Source organism: Flavobacterium muglaense (assembly GCF_014305155.1).
Classification (GTDB): Bacteria; Bacteroidota; Bacteroidia; order Flavobacteriales; family Flavobacteriaceae; genus Flavobacterium; species Flavobacterium muglaense.
Window position 1 is genome coordinate 31,083 of sequence record NZ_JACRUK010000027.1, and the last position, 17,743, is coordinate 48,825.

The following is a 17,743-nucleotide window of genomic DNA, read 5'->3' on the forward strand; positions in this document are numbered from 1 at the left end:
GAGATTCGTTTATTAGCATTGATTCTTGAGTCTAAATTTAAACATTTAAGTCTATTGAAAAAATAAAACGGGGGTACTTTTTATTGTTTGATGGCACACGGATGACACGGATTGTCGCGGATTTTTTTATAATGCAGCTCTTGAATGTCCATTTTTTTTGCCACAGATTCCACAGATTAGCGCAGATTTATTTCGCGCTACTCTGTTTTTAATAAATCCGTGCAAACCCGTTTGATCCGTTTAATCCGTGGTCTAAAATCACAAACCCATAAGCTATTTATTGCAGATGCGCTTTGAGAAATGGCACACGGATGACGCGGATTGTTACGGATAGTCGTGGATTTTTTTATAATGCAGCTCTTGCATGTCTATTTTTTTTGCCACAGATTCCACAGATTAGCGCAGATTTATTTCGCGCTACTCTGTTTCTAATAAATCAGTGCAAACCCGTTTGACCCGTTTAATCCGTGGGCTAAAATCACAAAACTATACGCTATTTATTGCAGATGCGCTTTAAGTAATGGCACACGGATGACGCGGATTGTTACGGATTTTATTTGCTATGAGTAAAAAAAACAAACCACTTATTTCTTTGCTCTTTCATACTGTTTTGGCCATACGGTTTCTGCTTGTAGATCATGTGCAAAAGTCAATCCTACATTTGGATCTCGTAAAGACGCTCTAGCTAATAAAACCAAATCGGCTTGACCCGAAGCGATGATCTCCTCGGCTTGATGTGCTTCGGTGATGAGGCCTACTGCTCCAGTTAGAATTCCAGTTTCTTTTTTGATGCGTTCGGCAAAGGGAACTTGGTAATTCGGTCCCAATGGGATTTGTTGGTGCGAAACTAATCCGCCTGAAGACACATCTATTAAGTCGACTCCTTTTTCTTTTAAAATTTGCGAAAGCGCTATTGACTCTTCTAAAGTCCAACCCCCTTCTGCCCAATCTGTGGCCGAAATACGAACAATCAACGGCAAGTGTTCTGGCCATTCGACTTGTACGGCAGCTACGATTTCGAGTGTAAACCGAATGCGGTTTTCAAAACTTCCTCCGTACTCATCGGTTCTAAGATTCGACAAAGGCGACAAAAATTGATGCAATAAATACCCATGTGCCGCATGAATTTCCATTACTTTAAAACCCGCTTGAACCGCTCTTTTGGTCGCTAATTGAAAGTCTGTCCGTACTTTTTGAATCCCGATTGCATCCAAAGCCTCTGGAGCAACCTCGTTCTCATGATACCCAATTGCCGATGGCGCCACAGTTTGCCATCCGCCTTGCGCTGGATCTAGTTTTTTATTGCCTTCCCAAGGTCTTGACACACTGGCTTTTCTGCCCGCATGGGCCAGTTGGATTCCTGGAACTGCATCTTGACTTTCGATAAATTGATTGATCTGAACGAATTTCTCGATATGTGCGTCAGTCCAAATCCCCAAATCACCCGGAGAAATGCGACCTTCGGGAGAAACCGCGGTTGCTTCTTGAATAATTAATCCTGCACCTCCTGATGCCCGACTTCCCAGATGCACCAAATGCCAATCAGTGGCAAAACCATCCGTGGCCGAATATTGGCACATAGGCGAAATGGCAATTCTATTTTTTAACTGAACCTTTTTTATTTGTAGGCTTGTGAATAATTGTGATAACATGCTTTTTTATTTTAATACATTATAAATCAGTAGAACGGCCAAAACCATCTTTAGAAAAGTAAAGTTACGAGACCACAACCAAAGGAAAAATTGAAATTCTAATAATTAACAAACATTTAAATCCCTATGGAACAATTATTGCAAAATAAACAAATAGAAAACCTTACTTTTGTGAGTTGTAAAAAGAATTAAAATTTAAAAATGGATTTATTTATCAAGCTTTCTCAATTTTTATTGAGCTTATCATTACTTATTATATTACACGAATTAGGACATTTTATTCCTGCTAAGTTATTTAAAACCAGAGTCGAAAAATTCTATTTGTTTTTTGATGTCAAATTTTCTCTTCTAAAAAAGACTATCGGAGGAACCGAATACGGAATCGGATGGTTGCCACTGGGTGGATATGTAAAAATTTCGGGGATGATCGATGAAAGCATGGACAAGGAACAAATGGCTTTGCCACCCCAACCATGGGAATTTCGTTCTAAGCCTGCTTACCAGCGTTTAATCATTATGCTTGGTGGAGTAACGGTCAATTTTATTTTGGCCTTCATCATCTATATCGGAATGGCGTTTACCTACGGAGACACCTATATATCAACAGCCGATTTCAATGACGGTATGTTAATTGACAATCCTGTAATGATCAAAGCCGGTTTCAAAACTGGAGACAAGATACTTGCACTGGATGGCGTGCCGCTAACCAAACTTGATGTTGACACCAACATCAAAATTATCATGGCCAAAAATATTTTGATCGAAAGAAATGGCGTGGAGCAACAAATTACTATGCCCATCAACACGATCAATCAATTATCAAAATACGACAAGACTAATCTAGTAAGCATCCGTATGCCATTTGCCATTTCGGAGGTAACAGCAGAATCAGCTAATAAAAACCTGAAAACTAAGGATATTATTACTTCATTGAACGGACAAAAAACCAAATACTTTGATCAAGCCAAAGTGATTTTAGAAAACAACAAAGGAAAAACCATTCCGGCAACCATACTACGCGATCAAAAAGAAATTGCCATTACCTTACAAGTATCTGCCAAAGGGAAATTAGACGTACACTCAGGAGGGATAAGCATAGAATCACTAGAAAAACTAGGATACTACAAAATCACCACCCAAAAATTTGGTTTCCTAGAAGCCATTCCATTCGGACTCAACAAAGGAAAAGACCAGTTAGTAGGATACGGGAAACAATTAAAAATGATTTTCAGTCCTAGCACAGGAGCCTACAAACAAGTAGGAGGTTTCAAAGCCATATTTGATGTTTTTCCAGAAACTTGGAGTTGGGAAGTGTTTTGGAGAATCACGGCTTTATTATCCATTATGTTAGGAGTAATGAACTTATTGCCTATTCCGGCGCTTGATGGAGGACATGTAATGTTTTTATTGTACGAAATAATTTCGGGCAAAAAACCGTCTGATAAATTCCTTGAAAACGCGCAAATGGTTGGTTTTGTATTACTTATCACACTGCTATTATTTGCTAACGGAAACGATATTTACAAGTCAATTGTAGGGAAGTAAAAAAAATAAAAAAAAATTATTTTTCACTTGCAGATATCAAATTTACCCCTATCTTTGCACCGCTTTACTACTGAAAAATACTTCACAATAAAGCAACCAAAAAAGATTAAAAAGTTCTTATATATAAAAATATACAGTTTCCTTCTTAGCTCAGTTGGTTAGAGCATCTGACTGTTAATCAGAGGGTCCTTGGTTCGAGCCCAAGAGAGGGAGCTTTTTAAAAAGACTTTACAGCAATGTAAGGTCTTTTTTGTTTTTAAATACTTTCTTGTTTGGTAAAAGTTCGCGTTCTTGAAAAATACAAAGACTGTTAATTCACTATTCAATACCAACTACTATATTGTATTACATTTTTGACCCATATCAATTTAAAAAAAATATTGTTAGTTAAATTTTTTATTGCTGCAATATCTATTTCATAACCATTACTTTAAGTCTAAAAAAGCCATTAAATACCGCTTTTACCACTCAAATCTTGGCATACATATCACCACAGTACTTGCAAATATCAAATTTAGTACTATCTTTGCACCTCTTTAATACTGATAACAAAATCAGCTAAAGATTTAGATCGAAATCTAATTTCATCTACAATAAAACATACCGTTTCCTTCTTAGCTCTTCCGATAGCTATCGGAAGGTTAGAGCACACGAAACGACAAAGACATACAGTTTCCTTCTTAGCTCAGTTGGTTAGAGCATCTGACTGTTAATCAGAGGGTCCTTGGTTCGAGCCCAAGAGAGGGAGCTTTTTAAAAAGACTTTACAGCAATGTAAGGTCTTTTTTGTTTTATATACTTTTCGACTAAAACTGTCTCGCTACTTTAAACTTCTTTTATTTCTAGGAGCTACTTCCCGCCTTTCATTCCATTCTTATTGATAGCCCTTGCTTTTCTACAGTATGCAAGGAGCTTCTTGCAGTCGCTCTTGTATGCCTTGAAAAACAGCAGCCTCTTGCATAAGGAATTCCATTGCAGTCAGGGCTAGGGGAATTGGGTTTAAGGAAAACTTTTTAGATTTATAATTGATTACTTTTAACCAAAATCACCACTTTTAATATAATATTCCTCTTATAAAAAAAATTATCAATACTTTTGTGTGTAAACTTATAATTTAAAATGGCAAAACAACTTACCTACATTGACCTTTTTGCAGGTTGCGGAGGACTATCTTTAGGTCTTCATCAATCTGGCTGGAAAGGATTATTTGCTATTGAAAAAAGCCCAGACGCTTTTAAAACACTTAATTACAATTTAATAGAAAATAGAAATCATTTTGAGTGGCCAAAATGGTTGCCTAAAGGTGCTCATGAAATTAATGAAGTGCTTTTTCATTATAAGGATAAACTAGAAAAACTCAAAGGAAAAGTGACAATGATAGCGGGTGGACCGCCGTGTCAAGGTTTTTCTATGGCAGGAAAACGAAATGAATTTGATTTAAGAAACGACCTCATCAACTCTTATATCAATTTTGTTAAAATTGTTGAACCTAAAATTATTTTCTTTGAAAATGTAAAAGGGTTTACAATGGAATTCAAAAAAAACAAGGAAAAAGGAGTTGCCTATTCCTCTCAAGTTACTCAAAAACTAGATGAGGCAGGATATTATGTAAAAGGACAATTAGTGAATTTTGGGGATTATGGAGTTCCTCAAAAAAGAACTCGTTTTATTCTTGTAGGTATTAAAAAAACATTAAAAAAAGCCTCGCAAGAAAAAGTAGAAAGCTTTTTTGATTCTTTAAAAGAAAACCGTTTTGAATTTTTAAAAGAAAAAGGACTTGATACGCAAACAAATTTACAAGATGCAATTTCCGATTTGTTCAAAGAAAATGGATTAAAAGAAACTCCTGAATTTCCAAGTTTTCAATCTGGAATTTACGGAAAAGAAAAAGGAAATTATCAAAAACTAATGCGTGAAGGTATTGAAAACACTATTGCAGATAGTCATCGTTTTCCAAAACATTCTGCATTAATAATTGAAAGATTTAAAAACATACTGGAAGAGACTAAAGACAGAAGAAATTTAAATATTAGTAAATTAATTCAAGAGAAATACAGTATAAAAAAGCGTACTGTAATTCCTTTGAATAATATTGATAAAACTCCAACTATTACAACGCTTCCTGATGATTACATCCACTATCAAGAACCTCGTATTTTAACTGTTCGTGAGTATGCCCGTATTCAATCTTTCCCTGATTGGTACAAATTTCAAGGAAAATACACTACTGGCGGGAAATTAAGAACCCAAGAAGTACCAAGATATACACAAATAGGAAATGCAATCCCGCCACTTTTTAGTGAACAAAGCGGATTGATTTTAAAACAATTAATAGTTTAATGGGCGATAATAAAAAATTACACTTCAAAACTAACATTCAACTAAAAAGCATTATTGGTAAAGATCTTATCAATGATGATAATATTGCTATTTTAGAATTAGTTAAGAATTCATTTGACGCAGATGCTAAAAAAGTTGAAGTTCAATATTTTAATCTTAAAAAAAATGATGATAAAATAACGGATTATTTTACTGATTTAACATCTAGGCTTATTATAAAGGATAATGGGCTTGGAATGAGTTTTGACGAAATTAATGATAAATGGTTGAATATTGCCTACTCTGAAAAAAAAACAAATAATCGTCAACATAATAGAATGATGGCGGGTGCAAAAGGAGTAGGAAGATTTTCTTGCGATAGATTAGGAGAGTTTTTGAATCTATATACAAAAAAGCAAAACTCCAATGATTATTTACTCTTAAAAATTGATTGGAAAAAATTTGAAATAGATGATAATACTAAAGAAATTCAAAGTATTGAGTTGGATTATAACTTGATAACAGCTGCTGAATTAGAACAACGTAATATCAAGCCTTTCAATCAAGGTGTACTTCTGGAAATTATTAAACTAAGAAGTAATTGGGTTTATGAAACAAAAGATGCAAAAAACTGGAATACTGAAAAACTAGTCAATCTTAAAAAATATCTTGAAAAATTAATAAATCCAAATCAAGCTTTTGAGAAAAATGATTTTGGAATTTTTTTAGGCGCACCTGAATTTATAGAAGAAAATAATAAAAAAGATGATCATGAAAAGTTTATTGGTAAAATTGAAAATACAATTTTTGAAAAGTTAGATTTTAAGACAACAAGTGTTGAGAGTGAAATCATAGAAAACGGCAAAGTTATTTTTACAACTTTAAAAGATAAAGGAGAAACCATATTTTGGATAAAGGAGAAAAATAGTTTTTACCCAGAAATAAAGAATATTAAAATCATTTTATATTATTTAAATACATACACCAAATCATTTTTTACTAAACAAACAGGTGTGCGTCCTGTAGATTATGGGTCTATATATCTGTTTTTTAATGGATTTAGAGTCCCTCCATATGGTGAAGACGGAAATGATTGGTTGGGTTTAGAACAAAGAAAAGGTCAAGGCTACGCTAGATTCTTAGGGACTAGAGATCTGGTGGGAAGAATTGAGATTTTAGACGATAATAATGATTTTCAAATTGTATCAAGTAGAGAGGGTGTAAGGAGAGATGAAAGTTATAAAGCATTGGTACAAAGTGACGGTTATTTTTTTAAATCTTTTAAAAGATTAGAAAAATATATCGTTGATGGTCTTTCCTGGGACAGTTCTTTTTATGAAAAAAATGATCCTAAATTAAAAGAAATTGAAGGTAAAATTATAAAAGGCGATATTAATGAGAATGAATTAATCTTCAGAGAGGATGATACTACAAAAAAAAGGAGGGTTTACGAAACTATTCATTCAATAATTTCTGCAAAAGCAGATAATGTTATTGAATTATATATAAATGAAGATTTAATTTTAAATAAAATTGAGGAAGAAAAATTAAACGCTGAAAGAGAATTTGAAAAATTAATATTAGATTTTGAAAATAAAAAAATTGATGGGGATACTTTAAATCGGATTCTTCAAAAAAAAGCAATTGAAAATAAAGATCTTGAAAAGCAAATTAATGATTTATCAAAATATAAAACGACTGACGCAACTACGAAAGCAATTTTAGAGTTACAATTGTTTCAAAAAACAATAGAAAACCAAACCAAAATAATTGAGGACTTAAAAAATCAATTAGAAAATGAAAGGATTGAAAGAGAAAAGCAAGAAAAACTGATTAAAGATTTAACTTTTGGTAAGGAAATAGCAGAAACTAAAGTTGTGGAAGCTGTAAAAGAAATTGAAAAAAAAAACCAAGAACTAACGATTGAAAAATTAAAGACAGAGTTTTATAAAAAACAATCGTCGTCAGAAACGGATGCATTAATACATCATGTTAAAAATAATAATCTTCAAATAAAAGATGCTGTTTCAAATATCATAGCAGAATTAAACAATCCAAATTTAGGTATTATAGAAATTAAGAATTTAATTTTAGAACCTTTGTATAGAATTTTACAGTATAATAATAAATCATTAAAAGCAGCAGACTTAATTTTGCAAAGCGATTTAGAAAAAGCTGATGCACAGAAAATAAATTTACCTTCATTTATAGAAGGTTATTTTCAAAATAACAATTTTAACATAAAAATAAATTTCTCCAAAACAGTTAATAATTTTCAAATAATAGGTAGTAAGCTAGATTTGGCTTTAATTTTTGATAATTTAATTGATAATTCAAAAAAATGGAGTTCAGAAAATATTTATATAAAATTAAAAATTGAAAATAATTGTGGTGTTCTAATTTTTTATGACGATGGTAAGGGTTTAGATTCTAAATTCACGAAAAATTCAGATGATATTTTTAAATTTAAACAAACTGCTAAACATGAAGGTACTGGATTTGGTTTGTATCTAGTAAGAGAGTCATTGTTAAAGATGAATGCAGAGATAAATATAGAACAACCAATAAACAATAAAGGGATGAATTTTAAAATGACTTTCAAATAAATGATACAAAAGCATCTTATATTAGTTGACGAACAACCTCAAACCTCAACATTAGAAAAAATTAAAGGAATATTGAGGAGAGATGGGATAGATTTAATCTATAAAGAAATTAATCCTGTAAATTATCAAAAAAGAGATGTAAATGGAGATTTGGATTTCGACGTAGAAAATTTTAAAAAAGCAATTATAGAAATAGAATTTTTTAGAATATCAGGTTTGATATTATGTGATTATAATTTAATAGCAGATGTTGTTAGTGGTTATGATATAATTAAAATAATTAGGGAGTTAAATTACAATAGTAAAAAGAAAATAATACTTTATTCGGCAGAAATAGAAGGGGTTATTTCTGATGTTTTAACTAAAGAGAAAGATTTTGAAAAACAAAAGGATAGTTTAGCTAAATTAATAAGTTATAACATCGAGTTTATCAAAAGAGATGGATACGATCAAGAAGTAATTAAGCATATTAAAAAAGAACCAGAATTTGATTTTGAAACTGAACTCATAAAGTGGTTTCATAAGAGAGATCATGATGTATTTAACTATTTGTTTCCAAAATACAAAGGAAGAAGTTTTGGATCAATTGCAATAGAGCTTGAAAGTAAAAATGCAGTAAGTGTGGAATTTAAAAAGGAACTTATAGAGCAAATAATATCTTATTTATCGGCTTTAAATGACTTGCAAGATGCTTAAAGTGTATTGTATATATCCAGAAGATAAACTTTACTCGTTAAAATTCCTTAATAGGGTAAATACATATTTTTTAAATAGGATAAGAGATAATTGGCATTGTTATAAAGTAAAGACCAATGATTATGATCATAGTAAATGTATTGATTCTGCAGTAGCGAGTAACTCTAAGTTTATTCTTTTTATGGGGCACGGTAGAAGTGATTGCCTTTTTGGGTCATGTACGGGTGAACCAGATGAGTTTATGAGTTTTGATGCAATGATTGAACAGAATTTAATATCTTACAGGAATGAAAATTTTATCAATTTAGACAACATTAGTAAATTTAAAAATAAAATTTTTTTTAGCTTTTCTTGTAATTCTAATGTTAATTCTAAAAATAGTATTGGTAGAGCTGCAATTGAAAGCGGCGTCCTTTCATTTATTGGATTTGGGGATATTCCAACAGATTATTTAGATACAAATGACATTCCTTTAAAGGCAATTTCGATCTTTAAAGGAATTATAACATCAATTATAAAAAAATGCATACTTAAATCGATTGAGTTTAATTATTCGGTTCAAAGCTTAGTTGATCTTATTAAGCTTGACACAGCAAAAAAAATTCATCAACTAATATTGTATTCAAATTATAGACATAAGGATAAAGTAATTGAAAATTTATATTTGTTTAAAAATGAAATAACAATCTTTGGAGATGCTATGGCTAAAACTTGTGCTTAATTTCAATTTATGATTCGTAACCTCTGGACAAAAGAAGAATTAATTCTTGCCTTTAATTTGTACTTGAAAATTCCTTTCGGGAAAATGCACAGTACAAATAAAGACATCATTCATCTTGCCGGTTTAATAGATCGTACTCCTAGCTCTATTGCTCTGCGTTTAGTAAACTTTGCTAGCGTTGACCCTGCACTTCAAGCAAGAGGAATTAAAGGCATGAATGGCGGGACAAAAATTGTACAACCTATTTGGGACGAGTATTTCCATAATCAAGAGGAGTTAATTTTTCAAAGCGAAATCATACTAGCTCAAAAAGAAAACATTTCAATTGAGGAAAAGTACAACGATCTCTTTTTAGGATTGAAAGATGTAAAAGGAGAAACAAAAATACGAGAAGTAAAAACGAGAGTCAATCAATCGGTATTTAGACAAATGATTCTCGCTAATTACAGTACAAAATGTGCTATAACAGGAATTGATATTCCAGAGTTATTATTAGCAAGCCATATTGTCCCTTGGTCAATAAATGAAAATGAAAGATTAAATCCTGAAAATGGTATTTGTCTTTCGGCTCTTTACGATAAAGCATTTGATAAAGGTTTAATTGGTATCAATCAAAACTATCAAGTCGTTTTATCTATGAGTTTGAAAAAGAAAACAAAATCTAGTTTCTATCAAACTCATTTTGGAGCAATTGAAAACTTAAAAATCACAGAACCCATTAAGTATTTGCCTCGACCAGAATTTCTAGAATTTCACATGGACACTATTTTCGATAAAAGATAAATTACCCAATCAATATCTTTTTTCAATCCACCCACTTCCCTATTCCTTATTCCATTTAAAACCAAATAAATTCCGTATCTTTAGCTTAAAACGCTTTTATGTGGTATAAATTTAAATATTGGTGCAGTTCATTAACGCTAAACGGTTTGTATTTTGACCTCCGCCTTAGCAGTACCAATTACATTAGAGTTCGTATTTTATAACAACCAAGCACTCAATAGTACAATAGTGCTACAAATCGCTTCCCAACTGTTTTAATACAAAGAAGACTCACCCGCTTTTAGCACCACCCATTTTTTATCACTATTCAATTTAAAAGTACCAATGTGCTCTTTATTCCACTCCTGCGGACTTATCAAAGACAAAAAGTTTACTCCCGAAGCATCGCGGTACAAATGGTAGATTTCGCCTATTACGGGCTCAAACGAGAACTTGGCACTATAGACCAGTTCGTTCCATTCGTATTCTTCCATTAGTTTTTGGTACTGTAATTTGAGTTCGTTGAATTTATTACCTAGCTCTTTGTTTACATTTTCAATTCCGCGGCTTTTCCAGGACACTACATCATCAATGCGTATTGCTGGCGCACCTACATTAGTCGCATACGGCAATACATTGGCATTAAATCCTTCATCAACGGTGTAGACTACATTATCTGGTTTTTTGGCACTCATCTTGATCTCTTTTAGCAGGGTCACTTTTGCGAAAGCGAAACCTTTATGATTTATTTTGTTTATCAATTTTAAAGCAAAGTTAAACAAAAATAATACAACAGCAATAGCAAACCATCACAATAGCGTATAATCAATAATGATCTGTCAAAAAAATTGGTTTGTTATTTGACTTTTTTCTATTTTAATTTTAGATATTTACATTAAAATACACCAACATGGTACGAAGAACGTTTATTGGATCGGCAGCATTAGTAGGTATTGCAGGCCTTTTTGGATTTGCAAAACCACAGCCAGAAAAGCCTTTATTGCATCACGTGTTTTTTTGGCTACAGCATCCAGAATCAACAACTGATCAACAACAATTGATTGCCGGTTTACAAACCTTGGCCGCCATACCTTCTATAAAACAAATACATATTGGGACACTGGCTTCTACCGAAAAACGTGATGTGGTGGATACTTCTTGGGACGTATCTGAGCTGCTGTTTTTTGATGATGCCGCTGGACAAAAAATCTATCAGGATCATCCCATTCATCTTGAATTTGTCAAAAACTGTTCTCATTTATGGAAAAAAGTACTGGTTTATGATGCTACAGATGTATAAAAATCAAAGCTCCATTAAACCTTAACCCTATTTTAGAGTCTTACTCTTTTCGACCAAAATAAAAATTAAACTGTTTACCTTATACTTATGTCAAAAAAATTAACTGTTAGTACTACGATGCGTATTGTTCATCGCTATTTGGGATTTTTCTTAGCCGGAATTATGGCTGTTTACGCATTGAGCGGCATTGTACTGATCTTTAGAGATACTAGTTTTCTAAAAAATGAAAAACAAATCGTTAAAACCGTTGCGCCAAACGCTACCGAAGAAAAACTAGGCAAACTACTAGAAGTTAAACGCTTGAAAGTAGACCGTGAAGAAGGCGATGTACTGTACTTTAAAGACGGAACCTACAATAAAAAAACAGGCGTGGCCAACTATAAAACCAAAGAGCTTCCTGTGATTCTAGAAAAAATGGAACATTTGCATAAAGCAAAAACTGGAGATCCATTATTCTTCTTGAATGTGTTTTTTGGACTGTCTCTTTTATTCTTTGTATTATCTTCTTTTTGGATGTTCATGCCAAAAACTTCCATATTTAAAAAAGGACTCTACTTTACCGCAGCAGGTATTGTATTGACTGTAATTTTGTTGTTTGTATAAATCTAAATTATTAATTCAGAACTGATTTCAATACGTATAGAAGTTACAAAAGCCCAACAATGTTGGGCTTTTTTTATATCAAATACGGAATTACAATAAGTAAAGTTTACGCTACGCTCGACAATGGTAAAGTAAAAACAAAGGCGCTTCCTTGATTCAAAACGCTGGAAACAGTGATTTTTCCGCCTAGTTTTTCAACAAAATCTTTACAAAGTACAAGCCCTAACCCCATGCCGCTTTCATTGTTCGTACCTACTTTTGATTTTTTATAATCAACCGTAAAAAGGGTGCTCATTTCCTCGGCCGTCATTCCTTTGCCTTGGTCAATAACCGCTATTTCTACAACATCATTCTTTAACTCACTTTTAATTTGGATTGAACCTTTCGAATATGAAAACTTAATCGCATTCGAAATCAAATTACGAATAATGGTAGCAAGCTTATTTTTATCGGTCACTACATTCAATCGATCATCTACCTGATTGTTGATTTGAATTTCCTTTTGCAAGGCTTGTACTTCCAGCAATTTTAACTCATCGTTGATCAATTGATGAATCGATAAATTTTTAATTTTCACGCCATTGTCTTGATCAATCGCCCAGACTAAAACATCATTTAAAATCGAAGAAGCTTTAGTAGCCGAGTCTTTTATTACATTCAAGAAAACAGTTTGTTCATTGTCTGCTTCTTCTTTATTGTTTTGCAACATCAAGTCTGTAAATCCTTCAATGGAACTCAACGGGTTTTTTAAATCGTGCGCAATAATCTTAAATAATTTGTTCTTGGTATTGTTCAAGTCATTCAAGTGATCGTTTTGTACCTGAATGTCGTCTTTCATCTTAGAAACCTGATCCGACTTAATTTTTAGCAAATCATACACCCTATGTTTGGCTTTTTGCTGTATAAAAAGAACTACAACAAACAAAATAAGAATCAAACTGATAAATAACAAAAAGTACGATAAGTCCTTTTTGGACTCCAGCTTCAAAGCAGCATTCTCGTTTTTAATGGTCAGTTCATTGATCTCAAATTGCGATTTTTCTAGCTCGGTAATACTTTGAAAAACCTGCATCTTTTTTTGATTGCTGTTGTCTAATATGCGTTCTCGAATGGCAATGTATTCATTTTTGTATTGTAAGGCTTGTGGTAGTTTCTTGGACTTTTCATACGTATTTGAAAGAATCAATATACTTTCGGATTGAATCTCCATGTCTCCAAATGCTTTTGCTTCGGCCAAACTTTTTTGCGCATAAATGATAGCCTCCTTGTATAAATTTTGTTTGAACTTCACTTCGGCTATATTCAAATACACAAAAGCATTTATATCACTGCCATCTATGGCGTTAGAAAGCAATAACGCTTTATCAAAATAAGACATTGCCGTTTCATACTGCTCTAGTTCGATATAACAATCTCCTATGTTATTGTAATTGATGGCTAGATTGTAATTGTCTTTTTCCTGCTTTAAAGTTACTAGTGATTTATTGTATAGCGCTAAACCTTTCTCGATACTTTCATGGTCAGCCACTACATTAGCAAGGTTGATGTAACAAGATGAAATCCCACTATATTCTTTGTGTTTTTTAAAAATAGCCAAGGCTTTGTTGAAATAGTCTATGGCAACTTTGTAATTTTTATCGCTATAAATCGTCCCTATCCCGTCGTAACAGTAGGCAATTCCTATTTCGTTATTGTCTTTTTTGTACAAATTTAAAGCTCGTAAATAATACTTGAAAGCAATATCATCCGAGTAAACAAACAAATAGCATTCGCCCAAATAAAAATTAATATCACTTAAACTCTTGCTGTCTTTAAAAAACGGTAAGGCTTTATTGAATTTCTTGATAGCCTCAAAATACTTGAAATTATTGCGGTAGTACAGGCCGTTTCTATAAAAAACTTTGGCCAATTGCTGTTGTGATTTTAAGTCTAATGCCGCTTTGATGGCCTTATTAAAAACCACTTGCGCAGCATCTACGGTAGTAATGGGATATTTTTCGGCTTCATTTAGATACGCATCTATCACTAAAGTATCTTTAGCAAAGGTTTTACTGGATTGTAAACGGCTATCCTCTTGATCCACAGTTTGCCCTATGGCAAAAGGAGTAGATAGCAACAACAAGATTAAAAAAACTAGCTTTTTCATAAGTAATAATGCCTTTTTAAGCTTTCGCCTAAAAAATAGAATGGGGTTCAATGTGCGAATATAACCCTAATAATTAAATACTTAATGAAAAACACCCGACAAAAACCGATGTATTACGGATTAGAAACTACAAATCACGGCTTATATCCCAGATTGATCTCTTTTGTGATCCGCCTTCGCCCCTTATCACCACTAGCTTGAGGCAAAAAACCATATTCGAAAAATCACTCTTGTTTTTTAACTAAAATTTCTTACTTTAATTTTCATTGTTTTGCACTAAAGCCTTTAATGACTGTGCAAGCAATAGACTCTAGATGCTGAGCTGCATTTGCCATAGCATCAGCAGTAGTAACGCCCAATTCCATGATCGAACTAATGCTGTGTGGGTGCAAGTTGGTTCTAATTAACGCCTCATCTTTTACAATTCCGGAGATAATCGAAAATGGAATTGCGTTTTGAATCGCGCGTTGACTTATGCCTTTGATTACTTTTCCTTCGATGGTTTGCTTATCCACCGAACCTTCGCCTGTAATAATGAAATCGATCTCTTTTTTTAGTAGTGTATCAAAACCGGTTTGCTCCATCACAAAATCAATCCCAGATTTAATAGTCGCATTCAAGAAACAAACCGCTCCAGCTCCTAAACCACCCGCTGCTCCTGCCCCTTCTATTGTACTAACCTCTTTGTTTAAATGAGCCGCAACTTGATCACTAAAATTTCGCAATCCTTGATCTAATAATGCAATAGCCGCTGCTGATGCGCCTTTTTGCGCAGCATACACCTGAGCAGCACCATTAGGTCCGTACAAAGGATTTTTGACATCACAAACCACAGTAAATTGAATCTTATCTAGCTTTTCATGACGATGACTTCCTTCTATTTTAGCAATTTCGATCAATGCTTTTCCAATCGGTTCGATTCGTTCATTGGCCTTATTGTAAAACTCAAAACCTAGCGCGGTTGCCATGCCTATTCCTGCATCATTTGTTGCGCTTCCGCCAATGAATAATACGATTTTTTCAAACCCTTTTTCCATGGCATCTTCGATCAATTGCCCGGTCCCAAAAGTGGTGGTGTACAAACAATCTCTCTCGTGCTCTTGCAGCAATTGCAGTCCGGAAGCATTTGACATTTCTATAAAAGCAGTATCAGATGATACCATGTAGGTTGCTGTAACATCCCTGAACAACGGATTCTTGACTACCAACTCTACTGTTTTTAAATCAAAATAATTTTGTAATATATCCAGCGTTCCCTCTCCTCCATCTGCCAGCGGATGCAGGATGGTTTCTATGGTTGAGTCCCATTGTTGAATTCCGCTTTTTATTGATTCACATACCGCTACTGCCGAAAGTGACCCTTTGAATTTGTCTGGTGCAATTACTACTCTCATTGTATCTATTTTATATGTTTAAACTAAAAACAGCTCTCCTAATATCTGGAGAACAAAACCAAATGAACTATCTATTGAAACCAACACTAGCAATGCAAAGCACATTCTATTTATTACCTTCAAAATTACCATACTTAGGATTACTGTTTTTTGAAAACTATAGGTTATAACTAAAAACGGCACAATTCAAATTAAAAATTGTACCGTTTCATGTTGGTATTTTAACTCTTGATAATCTTTCTTATTTTACCATTGCTAAAAGCGTAGGCAAACTAAAACTTAATCCTAAAATGAATAGGAAAAAAACAGCCAAAATGATTACATCTTTCGAAAAAAGATCCGCTTTATTCACCTTGAATTCTATATTAATATCTTCATTCTTTTCTGTTTTAAACAAAGCACTTACTACTAAGGCTAAAACAAAAGTGATTACAAACCCCGTAAGGTTAAACCAAATCCAGAAGATGTCATCAAAGAAATATTTGATCGTAACATTGATCAAAACTCCCCCTATAATCCCAACGTTCATCCCAATATAATTCACTCTTTTTACTAAAATAGCAATTATAAATGTAGCTAGGATAGGGCCATAAAATTGTGACGAAATCATGTTGATTAACTCAATTACGGTTCCGCCATTATTCCCAAAAAGGTAAGCCGATGCGATACAAACAATCCCCCAGAATACAATGGAAATCTTAGAAAGTTGCATGTACTTAGCCTGACTTAATTTTACTTTTCCTCTATTAAAAAGATCTTCGACTGTTACCGCTCCAAGTGAGTGAATTGTTGCACTTACTGATGACATAGCCGCTGATAAAATCCCTACGATTAAAATTCCAATTAATCCGTGTGGCAAGTATTTCATAATGAAAACAGGCAACATCAAATCTGGTTTGAAACCGTTTTTTAGAAATTCTTCTGGATAATTTTTTTGAGTTAATGAAGCAATTTCGTTCATGAAATCAGGAGTCAAATGTACTAATGCACCGATGATTAAACCCATGATACAATACGTCAATACCACTGGAAAACGCAATAATCCGTTTGTTAATAATATTTTCTTAGCCGAGTTTTCGTCTTTAGCCGATATCAATCGTTGTGCTTGTGTTTGATCTGTTCCGTAGTATGAAAGGTATAAAAACAATCCACCTAGTACCATTGGCAAAAGCCCATAAGTACCACCGTCAAACCCTAAATTAGGGACATCAATTACTTGCAAACGCTCGCTATCAAAACCCGTAAAATTAGGATTGGCTTTAAGAACATCCCAACCGTAATAAATACAGATAAGTAATCCGCCAAATAAAATTACCATTTGAATCGCATCACCCCAAACCACCGCTTTCATTCCGCCCATATACGAATACACGATCGTGATAATGGTAATTAAAAGAATGGTCCAGTGAAAACTAATACTCAAGACTGATTGTAAAATAATTGCAATGGTGTACACACCCACACCCGTAGATAGCGAGCGACTGATTTGAAAAACAACACTCAATACAATACGAGTAGAAGATGAAAAACGCCTTTCGACAAATTCATAAATACTCACAATATTAGCCCTATACAATGGCGGAACAATGATCAACATAATTCCGATCATAGCCAATGGCACCGCCAACTCAAAGGTCAACCACTTCATCCCGCCGCCCTGAGCTAATCCAACAAAAGCAGGAGCCGAAATAAAACTGATCGCAGAGAGTTGGGTCGCCATAGCGGATAAACTCAATGGAAACCACCCCATATCTTTACCACCCAAAAAATAATCTTTTCCGTCCTTGTTCTCTTTAAAAAACACTCCTAAACCTAGAAAGGCAATTAGGTAAACAACGACTACGATATAATCAATCCAGTTCATAAAGATTTATAGAGGTGTAAAGATAAATTCTTATCTTTCGTGAAAGAATTTTATTATGAAATCATTCAAAGGAGAAAGTATTATCGATTTTTTTGACACTTTCAAAACAGATTTAACTTGTTTAGAATATTTAGCT

General features: G+C 33.3%; 13 protein-coding genes and 2 tRNA genes. 10 read left to right on the top strand and 5 right to left on the bottom strand.

The features are described from left to right. Positions 1-584: 584 nt before the first annotated feature. Positions 585-1,652: an NADH:flavin oxidoreductase/NADH oxidase gene (locus tag H8R24_RS11450; protein WP_187019162.1), complete on the bottom strand. Its 1,068-nt coding sequence runs from the start codon at positions 1,650-1,652 to the stop codon at positions 585-587. A 201-nt stretch (positions 1,653-1,853) separates the two neighbouring features. Here H8R24_RS11450 and rseP point away from each other — a divergent pair, with 201 nt between their 5' ends. The 8 genes from rseP to H8R24_RS11490 all read left to right on the top strand — a co-directional run bounded on the left by rseP (position 1,854) and on the right by H8R24_RS11490 (position 10,321). Continuing rightward, positions 1,854-3,197 (top strand): RIP metalloprotease RseP, encoded by a 1,344-nt coding sequence (gene rseP, locus H8R24_RS11455; protein WP_187019164.1) that lies wholly within the window; start codon positions 1,854-1,856, stop codon positions 3,195-3,197. A 139-nt stretch (positions 3,198-3,336) separates the two neighbouring features. After that, positions 3,337-3,410: transfer RNA gene (locus tag H8R24_RS11460), tRNA-Asn, on the top strand. Positions 3,411-3,871: 461 nt separating this feature from the next. Continuing rightward, positions 3,872-3,945, top strand: a tRNA-Asn gene (locus H8R24_RS11465). A gap of 370 nt (positions 3,946-4,315) precedes the next feature. Beyond that, positions 4,316-5,536 (top strand): DNA cytosine methyltransferase, encoded by a 1,221-nt coding sequence (locus tag H8R24_RS11470; protein ID WP_187019166.1) that lies wholly within the window; start codon positions 4,316-4,318, stop codon positions 5,534-5,536. Beyond that, the gene (locus H8R24_RS11475) at positions 5,536-8,121 is read left to right on the top strand and encodes an ATP-binding protein (protein ID WP_187019168.1); all 2,586 of its coding nucleotides are present in this window, start codon (positions 5,536-5,538) and stop codon (positions 8,119-8,121) included. The genes H8R24_RS11470 and H8R24_RS11475 overlap by 1 nt, the downstream gene beginning before the upstream one ends. After that, positions 8,122-8,817 (top strand): hypothetical protein, encoded by a 696-nt coding sequence (locus H8R24_RS11480; RefSeq protein ID WP_187019171.1) that lies wholly within the window; start codon positions 8,122-8,124, stop codon positions 8,815-8,817. Further along, on the top strand, positions 8,810-9,538 hold the full coding sequence (locus H8R24_RS11485) for a hypothetical protein (protein ID WP_187019173.1): 729 nt from the start codon (positions 8,810-8,812) through the stop codon (positions 9,536-9,538). The genes H8R24_RS11480 and H8R24_RS11485 overlap by 8 nt, the downstream gene beginning before the upstream one ends. Before the next feature lie 9 nt (positions 9,539-9,547). After that, a complete protein-coding gene (locus H8R24_RS11490) occupies positions 9,548-10,321 on the top strand; it encodes an HNH endonuclease (RefSeq protein WP_187019176.1) in 774 nt (257 codons plus the stop codon). A 254-nt stretch (positions 10,322-10,575) separates the two neighbouring features. On the opposite strand, the gene H8R24_RS11495 is transcribed toward H8R24_RS11490, so the two are convergent. Further along, on the bottom strand, positions 10,576-10,995 hold the full coding sequence (locus tag H8R24_RS11495) for a DUF2452 domain-containing protein (RefSeq protein WP_187019178.1): 420 nt from the start codon (positions 10,993-10,995) through the stop codon (positions 10,576-10,578). Between the two features lie 215 nt (positions 10,996-11,210). Here H8R24_RS11495 and H8R24_RS11500 point away from each other — a divergent pair, with 215 nt between their 5' ends. After that, positions 11,211-11,600 (top strand): Dabb family protein, encoded by a 390-nt coding sequence (locus H8R24_RS11500; RefSeq protein WP_187019180.1) that lies wholly within the window; start codon positions 11,211-11,213, stop codon positions 11,598-11,600. Positions 11,601-11,687: 87 nt separating this feature from the next. Next, the gene (locus H8R24_RS11505; protein WP_187019183.1) at positions 11,688-12,203 is read left to right on the top strand and encodes a PepSY domain-containing protein; all 516 of its coding nucleotides are present in this window, start codon (positions 11,688-11,690) and stop codon (positions 12,201-12,203) included. 106 nt (positions 12,204-12,309) lie between these two features. Here the strand turns inward: H8R24_RS11505 and H8R24_RS11510 are convergent, their stop codons facing one another. From H8R24_RS11510 to H8R24_RS11520, 3 genes are all read right to left on the bottom strand, one after another. Next, positions 12,310-14,349 (bottom strand): ATP-binding protein, encoded by a 2,040-nt coding sequence (locus tag H8R24_RS11510; protein ID WP_187019185.1) that lies wholly within the window; start codon positions 14,347-14,349, stop codon positions 12,310-12,312. 263 nt (positions 14,350-14,612) lie between these two features. Further along, positions 14,613-15,743: a glycerate kinase gene (locus H8R24_RS11515; protein WP_187019186.1), complete on the bottom strand. Its 1,131-nt coding sequence runs from the start codon at positions 15,741-15,743 to the stop codon at positions 14,613-14,615. A 241-nt stretch (positions 15,744-15,984) separates the two neighbouring features. After that, positions 15,985-17,607 carry a sodium:solute symporter family transporter gene (locus H8R24_RS11520; protein ID WP_187019188.1) on the bottom strand — a complete coding sequence of 541 codons (1,623 nt, stop codon included), beginning with the start codon at positions 17,605-17,607 and terminating at the stop codon, positions 15,985-15,987. Between the last annotated feature and the right edge of the window lie 136 nt (positions 17,608-17,743).